The sequence below is a fragment of the Thermoplasmata archaeon genome (genome assembly GCA_038874435.1).
Taxonomy (GTDB): Archaea; Thermoplasmatota; Thermoplasmata; order Lutacidiplasmatales; family SKW197; genus SKW197.
The window spans coordinates 181896-197553 of sequence record JAVZCK010000001.1; the positions used below are offsets into that span (position 1 = coordinate 181896).

13 protein-coding genes are annotated in these 15658 nt (G+C 42.8%); 6 read left to right on the plus strand and 7 right to left on the minus strand.

The genetic code is table 11. The features are described 5' to 3' along the window. Positions 1 to 97 precede the first annotated feature (97 nt). Genes QXD64_00765 through QXD64_00780 form a run of 4 tightly spaced genes read left to right on the plus strand, consistent with a single transcriptional unit; the run spans position 98 to position 6169 of the window. On the plus strand, positions 98 to 4165 hold the full coding sequence (locus QXD64_00765; protein ID MEM3395847.1) for a NosD domain-containing protein: 4068 nt from the start codon (positions 98 to 100) through the stop codon (positions 4163 to 4165). 24 nt (positions 4166 to 4189) lie between these two features. Further along, positions 4190 to 4624, plus strand: coding sequence for a hypothetical protein (locus QXD64_00770; protein MEM3395848.1), 435 nt, complete (start codon positions 4190 to 4192; stop codon positions 4622 to 4624). After that, positions 4596 to 5468, plus strand: coding sequence for a recombinase RecA (locus QXD64_00775; protein MEM3395849.1), 873 nt, complete (start codon positions 4596 to 4598; stop codon positions 5466 to 5468). Before QXD64_00770 ends, QXD64_00775 begins: the two co-directional genes overlap by 29 nt. A 2-nt stretch (positions 5469 to 5470) precedes the next feature. Continuing rightward, positions 5471 to 6169, plus strand: a complete 699-nt coding sequence (locus QXD64_00780; protein ID MEM3395850.1) for a KaiC domain-containing protein — start codon at positions 5471 to 5473, stop codon at positions 6167 to 6169. A 10-nt stretch (positions 6170 to 6179) separates the two neighbouring features. On the opposite strand, the gene QXD64_00785 is transcribed toward QXD64_00780, so the two are convergent. Then, on the minus strand, positions 6180 to 6890 hold the full coding sequence (locus QXD64_00785; protein MEM3395851.1) for an ATPase domain-containing protein: 711 nt from the start codon (positions 6888 to 6890) through the stop codon (positions 6180 to 6182). Between the two features lie 12 nt (positions 6891 to 6902). Then, positions 6903 to 7160: a hypothetical protein gene (locus tag QXD64_00790; protein ID MEM3395852.1), complete on the minus strand. Its 258-nt coding sequence runs from the start codon at positions 7158 to 7160 to the stop codon at positions 6903 to 6905. A gap of 159 nt (positions 7161 to 7319) precedes the next feature. On the opposite strand from QXD64_00790, the gene QXD64_00795 reads away from it, so the two are divergent. Together QXD64_00795 and QXD64_00800 are read left to right on the plus strand one after the other, a co-directional pair. Then, positions 7320 to 7754, plus strand: a complete 435-nt coding sequence (locus tag QXD64_00795) for a 30S ribosomal protein S15 (protein ID MEM3395853.1) — start codon at positions 7320 to 7322, stop codon at positions 7752 to 7754. Between the two features lies 1 nt (position 7755). Beyond that, a complete protein-coding gene (locus QXD64_00800; GenBank protein ID MEM3395854.1) occupies positions 7756 to 9189 on the plus strand; it encodes a DHH family phosphoesterase in 1434 nt (477 codons plus the stop codon). On the opposite strand, the gene QXD64_00805 is transcribed toward QXD64_00800, so the two are convergent. From QXD64_00805 to QXD64_00825, 5 genes are read right to left on the minus strand one after another with little or no spacing between them, the layout of a single operon-like run. Beyond that, a complete protein-coding gene (locus QXD64_00805) occupies positions 9140 to 11635 on the minus strand; it encodes a hypothetical protein (GenBank protein ID MEM3395855.1) in 2496 nt (831 codons plus the stop codon). The genes QXD64_00800 and QXD64_00805 overlap by 50 nt on opposite strands. After that, a complete protein-coding gene (locus QXD64_00810) occupies positions 11632 to 12432 on the minus strand; it encodes an aspartate dehydrogenase (protein ID MEM3395856.1) in 801 nt (266 codons plus the stop codon). The genes QXD64_00805 and QXD64_00810 overlap by 4 nt, the downstream gene beginning before the upstream one ends. Continuing rightward, positions 12429 to 13604: an FAD-binding protein gene (locus QXD64_00815; GenBank protein ID MEM3395857.1), complete on the minus strand. Its 1176-nt coding sequence runs from the start codon at positions 13602 to 13604 to the stop codon at positions 12429 to 12431. The genes QXD64_00810 and QXD64_00815 overlap by 4 nt, the downstream gene beginning before the upstream one ends. Then, the gene (locus QXD64_00820; GenBank protein ID MEM3395858.1) at positions 13605 to 14405 is read right to left on the minus strand and encodes an electron transfer flavoprotein subunit beta/FixA family protein; all 801 of its coding nucleotides are present in this window, start codon (positions 14403 to 14405) and stop codon (positions 13605 to 13607) included. It lies immediately after the preceding gene. Positions 14406 to 14423: 18 nt separating this feature from the next. Then, positions 14424 to 15617, minus strand: coding sequence for an acyl-CoA dehydrogenase family protein (locus QXD64_00825; GenBank protein ID MEM3395859.1), 1194 nt, complete (start codon positions 15615 to 15617; stop codon positions 14424 to 14426). Between the last annotated feature and the right edge of the window lie 41 nt (positions 15618 to 15658).

Sequence of the window (15658 nt, forward strand, 5' to 3'; positions counted from 1 at the left end):
TAACAATCAGTTTCAAGTTAATCTTTTGTGGAAGGATAGATAAGATAATAAAAAAATTTTATATACCATCTCCTCTTCATTTGCGATTGTGGTAATGATGAAATTGGAGAGTAAAACTACGAAGAGTTTAGGGCTTAGAAATGGCAGAGACAACACCCGTGGTTTTACAAATGGGCTGACAAATGGTTTCACCAACGGGAATGGTTATAGGGCAGGAAGAAAATTGAAGAAAAGCAGAAGCCATGGCAAAGTTTTGGCTGTTTTTGTGCTTGCAATGCTTGTGGTTAGCGTTGTAGCGGTTCTCACATGGCAGAGCAGCAGTGCTGGTGCGATAAGGATAGATGGCAGTTTTGAGGACTGGCAGGGCGTTGAAAAGACGACGAAGAAAAGGGATTTTGGTGTGCCAGAGAACATAGACCTTGCTGAGTATGCAACTGCAGAAACGGGCAAGAATGTGGCATTCTACGCAAAGGTGTATGGCAATTTGCTTGCTGGTGATGGTAGATATACAATTGAGGCACCCTCAGAGAACCCAGTGTATGTGGCAAATCAGAGGGAAATGGCAATCCCAAATGCAAATGGCAGAGATGTAGCTTATGTGTTTGTTGACGCAGATAACAATCCTGCAACAGGTTTCAAACCATCGCAAAACTTCGCAGTGGGTGCGGAGAAATCGATAGAGATTGTGGGCAAGAATGGGAAGATAGAGGCAAGTAGGGTGCTGACATTTGCTGGTGTGGTGCAGCAGGAGTGGAATTGGCACATTGGAGAGAGTGTGGCTACAGCAACAAATGGCAAAGAAATGGAGACGATGGCAGGTAAGAATTTACTTGGTGTTGGTGAAAATTACGCAGTTTACTTCTACATGATTGACTGGCAGAACATGGAATGCAAGCTGGAGAATGCGTTGCGGTGTGAAAATGCGAGGTTCACAATGTTTGGGCTGTATCTGTCTCCTCAAGCAGAAGTGCGGACCAGAGATGTGGGAATGGAAATAAGAGGCACACCACACGCAGTGATTCACATAAACGGGAATGCGGATTTTGCTACACAAGCAACAAGTGAGGGCTGGCCTGGTGATGGAAGCCAGAGCAACCCATACATAATTGAAGGCTACGAGATAGACGCAAATGGCGGAAGTCATTGCATCTGGATAGAGAACACTAATGTATATTTTGTGATAAGAAACTGCAAGCTTTACAATGCGACAGATTCATCAGGTCTTTTCCCATATTCATCAGGAATTTGCCTAAGGGATGTACAATTTGGCAAACTAGAGGCTAACCATGTATATGGGACCTTCAGAGGGGTCTTTCTTGATTCTTCACACAATAACATCATAATCAATAACAATGCTTCCGGTAACACATATTATGGCATATATTTAACTTCCTCGACAAAGAATACTCTAACACTTAACAATGGCTCTTCCAATGGATATGAAGGCATTAGACTATCTTCATCGAGCAATGACAACCACCTTACAAACAACAATGTCTCTGGCAACTTCCAATATGGCATTCGTTTGATATCATCAAATAACAATAACATCACAAATAATACCGTATCTACCAATGCCCAATACGGGATCAGGTTAGCATCTTCAAGTGACAACAAAATAACATACAATTGGATTTGCAACAATACAAACTATGGAGTCAACATCACGTCTGGTTCCACAGGCAACACAATCCACCACAACAATTTCATCGGTAACAACGGTGCAGGCAAAGGCGTTTCTGGCAATTGCCAGGCATACGATGATTCTGGCGGCAACTTTTGGTATGACAGCGCAGCCCATGAGGGCAATTACTGGAGTAACTGGGACAGACGTAACTGGGGCACACCAAATGCCTATCCCATTGATGGAGGCGCTGGTGCGAGCGACTGGTATCCTATCAGGACGCATCTTCCAATACACATCAACGGTGACGCAGATTTCGCAAACCAGGCAGCAAATGAGCACTGGCAGGGTAATGGAAGCCAGAGCAATCCCTACATTATTGAAGAATATGAGATAGACGGTGCGGGTGGACCATACTGTATATGGATAGAGAACACAACAGTTTATTTTACAATCAGAAATTGCACCGTGTTTAACGCTACATCTACCAGCAGTGCACCTCAGGGCACAGGAATTGCATTGAATAATGTTAAAAATGGAACAGTGGAAAATAATATATGCTATAACTCAAGGTATGGCATTAACCTCTATGGAAATTCCCAGAACAACATAGTAACAAGCAACAATGTTAGTGGTAACCTCAACTATGGTATCCGTCTGTATTCGGCAAGCAATAATGAGATATCTAGTAATTATGGGTTTGGGGGTAGCCTTTGTACGGTCTATTTGTATACTTCCAGCAACAACAACATCACAAACAATGTTGCCAGTAGCAATACAAACTATGGCATCTACCTGTATGGCTCCGGCAACAACAACATAACCTATAACCACATTTACGGCAATGCAAACTACGGACTTTATATTACATCTGCCTCCACTGCCAACAAAATCCATTACAATACATTTATTGGCAACAAGGGGGCAAGCAAGGGGATAAGTGATGGCAAATATCAGGCATACGATGGTGTTGGTGGGAATTTGTGGTATGACGACACCAAACAGAAAGGCAATTACTGGAGTAACTGGGACGGGAATGGCTGGGGCACCTCAGGTGCTTATTCCATTGACGGCATTGGTGGTGCAAGCGACTGGTATCCGCTTTCATTACTTCCGCTTTTACCTCTCCACATAAACGGCAATTCCGAGTTTGTCGCGTTCGCCCAATTCTATGGATGGGCGGGTGATGGTAGTCAATCTAATCCATACATCATCGAGAATTACGAGATAGATGCGAATAACAGCAGATACTGCATTTGGATAGAAAACACGACAGTTTCCTTCTTGATCATAAATTGCGCTGTTTCCAATGCGACCGTTTCTGGCAGTGCACCATATGGTGCAGGCATCGCCCTCAAAAATGTAACAAATGGAAGGATAGAAAACAACACATGTACTAATTCAAATTATGGAATTTACTTCTACAGTGGCTCAAACAATAATGTCATAATTGGGAACAGGGCATTTGGCAGTACTAACGGCATTTACTTATATTTCTCAAGCAACAACACTATTGTAAACACAAATGCCTCTGGCAATTCATATTACGGCATCTATTTGTCTGCCTCTTCTAACAACACCATAACTAATAATTATGTTTCCGGCAACGATGACGCTGGCATTTACTTGGATTCTACCTCAAGTTACAACAAAATAACTAGCAACATTCTCACAGGCAATACCATGGGCATAGGAGTATATTCGGGAAACTATAATACAATTTCAAACAACGATGTCTATGGCAACAATGGCTTCGGCATCTATTTGAGTGGTTCCACGGGAGATAATAACATTACAAATAACAGAGTTATCAATAACAGTTATTACGGGATAATCCTAGAAGATGCACACAACAACAATATTCAGAACAATACAGTTGCTGGTAACCACATATATGGAATCTTCATGTATGGGTCAACCTTCAACAATATCTGTGATAACAATCTAAGTGGAAATTCAGGTCATGGCATCCATTTGTATTCTGGATCCAACTCTAATACAATTACAAACAACACAATCTCGGGTAATTCTTACAATGGTGTTTGGCTGCTAGGAGCTGATGGAAACTACATATTCCTCAACAATATTTCAAACAACGGAGTATCTGGTATTTACTTGGGATACGCAAACAATAACATTGTGACTTATAACTGGATTTGCAACAATGCAAATTATGGTGTGTACATTACTGATACTTCCACAGGCAACACAATCCATCACAACAACTTTATTGGAAATAGGCCACCAAGCAGGGAGATAAAACCAGGCACCAACTGTCAGGCATACGACGATGTAGGAGGCAACTTCTGGTGTGACAATACCGCGCAGGAGGGCAACTACTGGAGTAACTGGGACGGCACGGGTACTGGAAGCGAACTTGCCTATCCAATAGATGGCGGTGCAGGCGCAAGCGACTGGTACCCACTTGGTGGACCTGTTAGTGAAAGTATCAGCATTCTCTTTGCGTTGCTAGTCAATGCAATGCTTGGCTTCGGAGTAATTTACCTACGAAAGAGAAAATTGGAAAACAAAAGTATTTAATCCGAGAAAATAATTCAGTGCATGATGGAGACACGCACACAGTTCATTGTACTGATAGTCCTACTGGTGGTTATCACTTGCGGGTTTGGGGGTTACTTCCTTTACAAGGACTGGAGTACACCGAAAGAGGTGACCAAGCACTACAATGTGAGCAATGCAACACTCAATCCAAACTCTGATATAGTGCTTGAGTTTTATTCGAAAGCAGGTGGAAACATCACTGGAACCATAAATGCAAGTAAGGAAGTGGAGGCATTCATATTAGACACTTTTAACTATCTGGAATACAGAAAAAACAGGAATCTTTCAGCCATCGCTCTAGTGTTTCTCACAAATGGCACGAGGATAAACATAACATGGGATGTTCCCTCAGAAAATTTCTGGTATCTTCTCATTTACAACAACAAAACTGAAAATGTGGTAGTTGAATATGATGTCTGGTGTAGATTTCTCAGTTAAGAAGGAAGAGATAAATTCCAATTCGGAGCGGATTCCAACCGCAGTTGCTGACTTTGATGCAATAATTGGAGGAGGAGTACCTAGGGGCAGCTTGGTCATTCTCAAGAGCGAAATGGGTGCTGGGCATATTGAGTTTGTTATAACCTCCATGGCAAAACTCATTCTTGCTAAAGAAGACAGGGAGTATTCTGATTTTTTTCTGAAAAAATCTAAAGGTTTCCTCCCTGAAAAATTTTTGTTTATAACAATTTCAAGGGCAAAGGAGGACATACTGAGAGAAGTCAAGGGCTCGTTTCCTCAGGATTATTATGAGGCAATTTCTAAATCTGTGATTTTCAAGGATTTTTCTGCTGAGTATTTCAGAGCCACGGTAGTGCCTCCCGCCTGGGCAGGCGAGGAAACAAGTATATTCAGGAAGGACAAGAGTTCAGGGAACATCCTAGGCGAATTAATAGAATTTCTGGATGCTAATGCCTCGCAATCCCTGGTGGTTTTAGATGCGTTAACGGACCTAGTGATTACCAAGAAAATTGAGTTTTACGACCTTGTGACGCTGCTGAAAGGCCTCCAGAGAGTTGCAAAAAAGTGGCAGGGTGTGATTTACCTTTTGCTCACTGCCAACATTCTTGAGCCACAGAAAGAGCTGCTTTTGATGGACAGTGTGGATGGTATAATTACATTTGAATGGAGCAAGAGCACCAAAACATCAAGGAGGCAGCGTTTCATGTATGTGGAAAAATTCATGCCATTGTTGCTTCATCTGGATAACGAGAGAATCACTAAATTTGCAATTGAGATTAATTCCCAGGAAGGACTGGTGGTATCAAGCTATGTGAGGGTGTGAACATGGAAAGAGTTGAAACAGGTATAGCTGGACTTGATGAAATGTTGAATGGTGGAATTCCCAAAGGGCACATTGTGAGTGTACTAGGTGCGTTCGGAACAGGCAAAACCTGTTTTGCAACCCAGTTTATCAACCATGGTCTCCAGAAGGGTGAAAAAGCACTTTTCATCACGCTTGAGGAAGAAGAAGAATCTATAATTGAAAATGCTCTCTCATTCGGTTTTGACCTTCGCCCTTACACACAAAATGGAAATCTCGCTATTTATAAGCTCTCTCCCTCAGATGCTAAAAATTCAATTGAAAAGATAAAGACCGAACTACCGAAGGCTATAGAAAGTTCAAATGTCCAGAGATTGGTGATAGACTCAATCTCATTGCTTACTATGATGTTTGAAAACGAAGGTGAAAAACGAGAAACCTTGTTTGCTCTGTGCCAGAAGATAAAAACTGCAGGTGCCACAGCAATCTTCACAGCGGAAGCAAAGCCAGAAAATTCAAATGTTTCAAGAGATGGAATTGTGGAATATGTTTCAGATGGAGTGATTGTGCTTTATTATCTGGAAGACCCACAGCATGCCGGAGAGATAAAGACCTTCCTAAAAGTGCTGAAAATGCGAAGAACTGCGCACTCAAGAAAGATTAAACCATACGAGCTGGGTAAGAATGGCATTACTGTGCTTGCAAAGGCAGAAGTGATATAAGAATTAGGTATTACTTTATCACAATCTCAAATTTATTATCCCTGCCTATGATGAGTGGGAAATACTTTCTCTCGTGTTTGGTTTCTCTCATCTTTATTACGCTCACATAGAGGTTTACATTCATGTCGCTCCTTCTCAAGTCCAGATGAATTATGCCATCAGCGAGAAAATCCTCAATTCCATAAAGTCCAAATTTCATTCTATCTGGTTCCATTTCTGAAATCAGGAATGCGGTCATGTTCAGGTCTCTCATCAATTCAAAGAAGTGGAAGAGGTCATCTCTTGGATTCTTCATGTTTGCAATGGCATAGAGTGCATTCAAGGAATCTAGAGCCACGACATTAAACCCCATCAAATCATGGAAATTCTTTATCTGGGCTTCAAGTGACTTTATCCAATCCATTTCGCCAAGCCCTGCATCTGCAATTTCTTTTCTGAGATACCCAAGATCGATAATTGTAAGGTTTTCCTCGACTTCCTTTATATTTCTGCCAATCTTCTGCATTCTTCGTTCAATCAGTGGTCTTTTCTCTTCAAGTGTTATATAAAGGCATTTGCCCTTGTTCTCTCTTGCCATGTGCCAGAGGATATTAAATACAAAGGAAGATTTCATGCTCCCTGCACAGCCACAGATGAGCACTACATGTCCTTTCGGAATTCCCCCTTCTAGGCGTTCATCCAATCCCTGAACATAAGTTCTGATTCTTTCCATTCCATCCATAGTTATCACCATTTATCTTGTTTTTTTCCCTGCTTCAATTATCTGCAACATACCTTTGTACATCTGTTCCGCAAGTAATTGTCCAGCCATTTGCTCACAGAGCACCTTGAGAGCACCAGCAATTTTCAGATAGTCATCAATGGACATCTGATTAGAGGGTACCGTTATTCCGAGTTTCTTTTTCTGGAGTTCGATTGTAGGCCCCACCATTGTGCCGAACATCTTTACAAGGTAGGCCTCCAGTTCATGTTGTATTGCACCGTTGCTCATGTGCACAGTTAAGCAAACATTAGATATAAAACTTATGTTTGTTGGCAGGTAGGAGAATACGGAAGGATTAAATCGATGAGATAGGATGCCGTAGGTCCGTTACCGCGAACCTTTAAATATATCTCCCAATATAGAGTTTAATACGCGGAGGAAATGACAATGTCCAGAATACATTCAAGCAAAAAAGGCAAGCATTCATCTAAACGTCCGTTGGTGAAAGAGAATCCGGAATGGGTCCCTCTAAGTAAGGAAGAGGTTGAACAGAAGGTAGTAGAACTGGCAAAAAATGGTGTAAGTATGCCTTTGATAGGAATGGTATTAAGGGATCAGTATGGCGTCCCAAGTGTAAAACTTGCTACTGGCAAAACCGTTTCTCAGATTTTGAGAGAACATAATGTGTTCCCGAATATTCCTCCAGATCTTTCCTCTCTTATAGAAAAGGCAAACAATTTGAAGGTGCATCTTAAGAAGCACCCGAAGGACTACTCGAACAAGCGAGGTTTGACGCTGGTAGAGTCAAAGATAAGGCGTCTAGTGAAGTACTACATTAGGCAGGGAGTAATGCCTTCCAGTTGGTCATACTCCTCCGAATAATATGAAATCTTTTATTCCCTCCAACCTTTATGAGGCCTACAAATTAGCTACAAATCTATTAAGTAACTATCATGGTATTGTGAGAGTATATTCTCACTATGATGCAGACGGGATTGCATCTGCAGGAATCCTTGCAAAAACTCTCTACAGATTTGGAAAAAATTTTCAGGTCACCTGCAGAAAAAATCTAGACACGGAGTTTTTTGCGACCCTCCAGAAGGAAAAGAATAAACTTTTGATTGTTGCCGACATGGGTACAAATCAGGCGTTTCAGATAAAAGAACATGTGAATTATCTAATAATTTTAGACCATCATGAACCGTCTAAAGAAATTAAGGAATGGCATAGGTCACAGTCTGCAGAACCCGAGCGAGAGAAGGGAAAATTGTTAATTGATGAGAAGAGAAGTTTAGAAGCGAGGAATATTGTGCTATTGAATTCTCATTTGTATGGAATAGATGGAACGAAGGAAGCGTGCGCCTCTACAATGTGCTTCCTCTTCTCTATATTTTGTAATCCTGGGAACTGGGACCTTCTACCTTTTGCAGTCGCGGGTTGTGAAGGTGACCGACAGAATAGCGGGGGTAAATTTTATGGCTTAAATCAGGTGATTGTTGAGAATGGAATTGCAAATGGAATAATTGATAAAAGGAAAACATTCTCATTTGATGGTGAGACAGTTTATGAAGCCCTTTCCACGACCAATGACCCATTCTTCAAAATGTTTGTAGAGGACCCAAAGAAGATAGATACGGTGTTGGGATTGCTAGCCATACCCCCAAGCACAAAAATTAAGGAACTAACACCAGAGCAAATCAAGAAGCTCAATTCCTATCTCACACTTTATTTTCTGAAGGAGAATGTGGATTTGACTGCTGTACTTACTTTGTGTCAGGACGATTATTTCATGAAAAATAATGTAAGAGCTAAAACACTTGCAAACTATCTAAATGCTTGTGGACGAACTGGAAAACAGGAGCTTGCTATCGGCCTGTTTTTCGAATTTGATAGGTATGCTGAATCCTGTGCTGCTGTCCGAAATGCGTACAGAGAGAAAGTACGAAAATATCTGTTGACGCTGTTAAAGGAAGGAACACAGAAAGGTGAGGCAATCCAGTACACATGGGTTGAGGAAGGAGAGTTTGCAGGTGCAATTGGTGGTCTTGCACTCACATTTTTCTTGGAGAAAACAAAGCCAGTTTTTGTATTATCTAGAAAGGGCAAAGTAGTTTCAATCTCTGCTAGAGCTCTAGACTCTATGGTAAAAGCGGGTCTTAATCTTGCCGAGTGCTGCAGAGTTGCTGCTGAAAAATGTGGGGGCAGAGGCGGAGGACACAATATTGCTGCAGGTGCAGAAGTGCCAGAGGGAAAGGAAGAAGAGTTTCTTAAACTGGCCGATGAAATCGTGAAGGAACAGTTGGGTAGTGTCTCCTAAAAGTTTTTTCCCTTCTAGTGCGTAGAACGAACATAAAAAGAGTGAGCAAACTAAAAGCTGGGTATGGACATTCTGAGATAGGTGTAAGCGAGATTTCTACATGCGTCTCTGCAAAATCGGAGATAGAGACGCTCTGGTTGTACCACTCATGGTTCTGGGCTGTTGCATTTATTGAGTGTATCCCTGGCTTAAGTGAAATGTTAAACTTCCCATCGGAAACAGGAATTTCATTTCCATCAACATAAACCGTTGCACTTTCAGGAGAGATTGTGCCATTTAGCCAGCCACCATGCACCACGATTGAGAAATTGAAAACGAATGTCTGGTTGTCATTGTCGCTGGTGGTGAGGCTGCAGGTGTATATGCCAGGCTGTGTGAAATTAAGTCTCACATTTCCATAAAAGGTCTCGCTTGAGATGTTCCAGGTGTAATTCACTATGCATCCGTCATCAATGTCCTCAGCTAGCGAAGTATTCAGTACAAACTCCTCGCTCACATTTATTTCTATAGGTGAGGAAAAATGATAGAGATGGGGAAATTGTGATTTTATTCCTCCGATAAGCCAGCAGTTATTTCTGAATGCAGCGAAACCACCGCATAGTGCATGGTGCGCCTTCACATAACCTACATTATTTTCTATTCTGTCGGTAATTTCCACTGGTGCATTAACGCCGTCCCAGACATACACCTGGGTTTCCACATAATTCTCAAGGCCAGTAACATTTCTCGTATGATTCCAGCCGACAATTAGAAAATATTGTCCGTTCCACACCACATCTGAAATATCCGTAGAATTTGCAAATAAACTCCCAAGCCGCTCAAAATTCTCGCCATCAAATTTAATTACCTGGCTTTCTGGTGGTGATGGAATTCCATAGTTATCCCACGAGCTCTCTGCAGTTCCAAAAACCCAAAACTCTCCGTTCCAGGCAATTCTGTAGGTTCCAATGTCCCATACTGGTAAGTTTAGTTGGAGCGTCAAATCAGTCCAGTTCTCTCCACCATCCCAGACCACAATGTTCGCTGGCTTGTAAGAAGTTGCATTGTTGCTTGCATTTCCCACCATGATTAGCCAGTGTGTTCCATTCCATCCAATGCTCAAATGCTGCTCTCTCGTCCAGCCATTAGGCATACTCCATCCTAATTCCTCAAGCTTGGGTGTGAGATTTGTGAAACTTATGCCATCAAAAATGGCAAGGGAGTGTTCGGTATCTCCGATTAGCCAGTGTGTTCCATTCCACACCGCAGAGCAAATCGCACCCCATTTGAACCGCCCAAAGGGTGAATTTGTCAGATTTATATTCGTAAAGTTCACTCCGTCGTAGGAAACAAGATATGGATACCCCTGTCCATCTCTGCAGGTGCCTCCAATAAGCCAGTGTGTTCCATTCCACCCAACACCATAGACTTCGCCTGGAGTATATGGTGCTGTGGTATTCCTTACATCCTGGGTTATGTTAGTAACATTCGTCCCATTATACAGGTGAGGGTATGTGATAAGCACCCCGTTCTGGTCGGTCAGAGAGTAGAGCCATGTGGAATTGTTTGCGTAAACTGGATAGAGGAAGGTCTTATTTTCGTTTTCTCCAAGATGGAGGCCCAGCGTATCGCTCACATCTATAAAATAAGCGTTTTCCAGAAAGTAGGTTAAGTTACCTGGCTCCTCATTAATTTGCATTCCCAAGTTTTTTAATCTGAGATTTACATTTTTCAGCGGGGCATCGTACTTTCCATCCCATCCAATCATGCAGAAAAGGACAGAATAATTCTCAACGGCTCTGAGCTTGGATTTTAAAACACCCACTTCCATTGCACTGGCACCAATCCCACAGTCAACCATGGTTGCAATTTTCCATAACCACTGGCTGTTATCATTTCCCTGATATTCAAGAAGGTAACTTGAGGAAACTCTGTGATTTTTTCCTGTAATCTGAACCGCATAATCAGAACCGAAATTCTCAGAGAGAAAATACCCTGTGCTGGCATTTGCATCCGTATCAATGAAGATGTAAGCTACATCCTCTCCCCTGCCCCTGGGTATTTTTGTTATCACTTCATCTGGAATTGTAGTTTCACAGCCTGAAAATGCGATTTCTTTTCCATCTCCAGCCATTATACAGTCGTAAGTTTTGAGGTAGAAAAAGAGAAAGTTCCCTTCTTCAGAGTAAGCGTACTCTTGCAGGTCTACATTTGGAGAAATAAAGGGATTGTACTCATCAGTTATTCTCGGAATGCCTTCCCAATCCTCAAATTTACCGTCAATTTTTATTATCTTTGTGTCTGCAAGATTTTGAGGTTGCACCTGCCAGACTGCAAGGAAGAAAAAAAATACGAATAGCGTTGCCCACAACACGGTCAGAGGCTTGTCCTTCTGTACATGCTTTTTCCCACCAAACAACTCTCTTCCATTCGTTAATCCGTTGTAGCTTCTTAAGCTTTTTCTCATACTCCTACCCACACATTTTCCAGAATTTTTCGCACAGCGTTAACTGCAGAAAGCGCAGCAAGATAGCTCGTCTTTGGATTGTGCGGAAATGGCTTGTTTCTCGTCTCGAGCAACATCTCTCCAAAATCTCCTTTCACAATGATGCGATGGGTATTCATATTGATAGATGGGTCAACCACAATCCTTACCTTTGTTTTATCGAAGCCCATACCAGCTAATGAAAGCGTCGCAGCAACATTCACATTCTTCGGAAATTTTTTCACAGCTTCTCTTGCCATGCCCTCGTAAATCACAACCTCTCTTGTTATCTCCTCTTTCTTCAGTCCGTGCTCTGCTAAGATTGCCTCTTCAAAAGCAGAAGGAGGTTTTCTGGTTTCCAGCGTGATTTCATAGATGCCCGCACCCTTAACAGCAGAAACTGCATCAATACCTGCAATAGCACCAGATGGGATGTAAACCCTCGCACTTTTCTCAGCTGCAAGCGCAAAAATTTTCTCACGCAATGCATCGTCAGCAAGTGCGCCAACACTTAAGATAAGTACATCTACACCATGCTCCAATACGACTGGTACATAGACCGCTACTGCTTGTTGAGAAGCACATTCTATGGCAAGATCCACATCGGAAAGCACTTTTGGGAAATCGCACCTAACCGCCTTTGGAAACTTTGCAGACAAGGCCTCAATGTATTCTGGTTTATTATCTACAAGGAAGATTTTTTCAATTTTTTTTTCCTGTTGGAGAGCACGAGTGATTGCAGTTCCAATTGCACCGCATCCGATTATCAGCACCTTCATTTCTTCATCGCCTTCTTCAACTCCTCAATCAGCAACGGAACAACCTTCTGGTAATCCCCAACAATTCCATAGTCCGCTACATTGAAGATTGGAGCTTCAGGGTCCTTGTTGATTGCAATAATTACTTTTGAGTCCTTCATTCCAACCAAGTGCTGGATTGTGCCGCTGATTCCGCAGGCAATGTAGAGTTTTGGTGCCACTGTAATACCACTCTGCCCCACCTGTGCTGACTTTGGCATCCATCCCAGGTCAACAGCTACTCTTGAAGCACCTACCGCACCGCCAAGCAACTCAGCCAGTTCTTCAAGTAACTTGAAACCCTCTTTCGAGCCAATTCCTCTGCCTCCAGAGACGATGATATCTGCCTCATCTATCTTCTTCATTCCCGGCGTTGCAGTTTTCACAATTTCTTTAATCACAGTCCTGATTGTATGTTCCTTAATATCAACTGGAACTACAACCACCTCTGCCTTCCGCGGGTTCTCGGCCTTTTTGAACACATTCGGTCTCACAGTTGCCATCTGTGGCCTAGTGTTCGGGCAAAGAATGTCTGCCATCACATTGCCACCGAAGGCCGGGCGTGTCTGCAAAAGCAAGCCATCTTTTATGCTCAATCCTGTGCAGTCAGCGGTTAAGCCAAGCCCAAGTGCTGCTGCAACTCTCGGAGCCAAATCTCTACCGACTTTTGTTGCAGGGAAAAGCATGATGTTGGGTTTGTACTTTGAAATCAGTCCAACAATTACAGGAGAATATGCATCTGTGGTATAGGGTTCTAGCATCTTGTGCTCTGCTACATAAACTACATCTGCACCATGTTTCTCAAGTAATTCTACATTTGATTTTATATTGGCACCAAGCAGAACTGCACATACTCGCTGGTTCAAAGCATCAGCAAGTTCTCTCGCCTTTGTTGTAAGTTCCAGAGCAACACTCTTTAATTTCTCGCCTTCACACTCAGCAAACACCCAGACATCACGGAAACTAGATAGGTCAGCACTTACGGCTTTCCTTTCAATTGTAATGGCCTTTACAGGACACACTTGCACACAAGCGCCGCAGAGCACACAAGCATCACCAATAACTGCCTTTTTTTCTACAATTGTTATTGCGCCAAACGGGCAGGTTTTAGCACAGATACCACAACCAATGCATTTTTCGCTGACTGTAATCATTTATATCACCTTCTTCTCCATCAGAGCTTCAACTATTTTCTTTACACTCTCTTCCACATTTTCGGTGTAGACCACGCCTTTACCACGAACTGGTGGTGAATACACTCTTGAAACCTGTGTTGGTGAGCCAGATAAACCGAACCTGTTTTTGTCTCCACCCAGTGTCTCAGCAGTCCAGGTTTCAAATGGCTTCTTGTTTGCCTTGAGAATTGCAGCCATCGAAGGGTTTGAAGGTTCAAAGGAGGAAGGTGTGGAGCATGTAATAAGCACAGGCAACTTCACTTCCACCACTTTATAGCCATCATCGGTCAAGCTTTTCACAGTGAGTTTGTTGTTTTCAAAACCTAGAATTGAATCCACATAAGTTACCTGTGGAATACCCAGATGCTGTGCAACTTCTGGACCTACCTGAGCAGTGTCTCCATCAATTGCCTGCTGCCCGCAGAAGACAATGTCAAATTTTCCAAGTTTTTTCACAGCTTCTGCGAGTGTGAGAGAGGTTGCCCAAGTGTCTGCACCTGCAAACGCCCTATCGCTGAGCAGAATACCTTTATCGGCACCCAGAGCCAAGCATTTCATAATTGCGGATTTTGCCTGCGGTGGCCCCATTGAAATTACAGTCACATTTACAGGTGTTTTATCTCTGATTTTTTCCCGCAGGCGAAGGGCTTCTTCAAGTGCAAACTGGTCGAATGGATTCAGTATGCTCGGAACTCCGTCTCTTATTAAGGTGCCAGTTTTAGGGTCCACTTTAACTTCCGTTGTATCAGGCACCTGTTTCACAAGAACTACGAATTCCATAAAATCACCTGGCTTTTTCTATCTGTAGGGTATGAACTCCTTACCAAGCAATTCTCTGCCTACAATTATTCTCATGATTTCCTTTGAACCTTCAGCCCAGCCAAATGAACGCACGGCTCGCCAAGCACATTGGTCTGGACATTCCTTAGTGTAGCCAAAAGCACCCTGCCACTGCATCACATCGTCAATTGCCGCACATGCCCACTCCTGAGCAAACAGCTTAGCCATTGCAATTGCCTTTGCAGTTTCAAACCTCTTTGCCTTCCCTTTCTGTTCAAGGTCAAAGGTATGCATTGCCTTGTATGCCATGTCCTTCAGCATTGAGAGCTTTGTATAATGCTCTGCAAGTTTAAACTGGATACCTTCGAATTTGCCGATGGGTGTGCCAAAGCACTTTCTTTGCTTGATGTAGTTCATGCCATTCTCCAATGACTTCAGGCCAGCAGATGCACAGATCATCGAGATCAGGCCTCGGGCAAATTCATAACCCTCATGCACAATGTAGAATCCCTTATTTTCCTCGCCTATCAAATAGTGTTTTGGAATCTCTACATTATCTATTGTAAAGCCGCCTGTAGAGATACCCTCTCTGCCAAGGTCATCTACATAGGTAGGTGTTATGCCCTTACTCTGCAGCGGGAGATAGAAGAGCGTCATTCCTCTTGTCCCAAGCTCTGGCGTCTGTTTCGCAATTGTAACATGGCCTCCTCCTCTTGTGTATGCCTCTCTTACGCCAGAAATATACATTTTCTCGCCATTTACAATGTAGCCCTTTTCTGTGGGTGTAATTCTCGTCCTTGTGGAACCAAGGTCTGAGCCCGCATCACTTTCTGTCGTAGCGATTCCTAGGAACCACTCTCCTTTTGTCACCTTCGGAAAAACTTCACTCTTGCATTCATGGGTTCCGTACTTGTTCAGAACATGACCCCAGGAGGCCTGAATGAGATAGAATACTGGTATCGATCCTGTTGGGTCCACCCTTGCAAGTTCCTCTGCGACTATTGCACAGGTAACCGCATCAAAACCAACACCACCATATTCTGGGGAGGCAGTAGGGGCAATTATTCCGAGTTCTGCCATGCCCTTCACAATGTCCAATGGAATTTCCCTGGTTTCCTCCATTTTGAGTGCAATAGGTGCAATCTTGCGCTCTGCAAACTCCCTGACACTCTGCCTTATCATTTCCTGTTCTTCAGTAAAGGTATAATCCATTTCCACCACCAACAAGGGATAAGGTAAATGTGTATAAATAA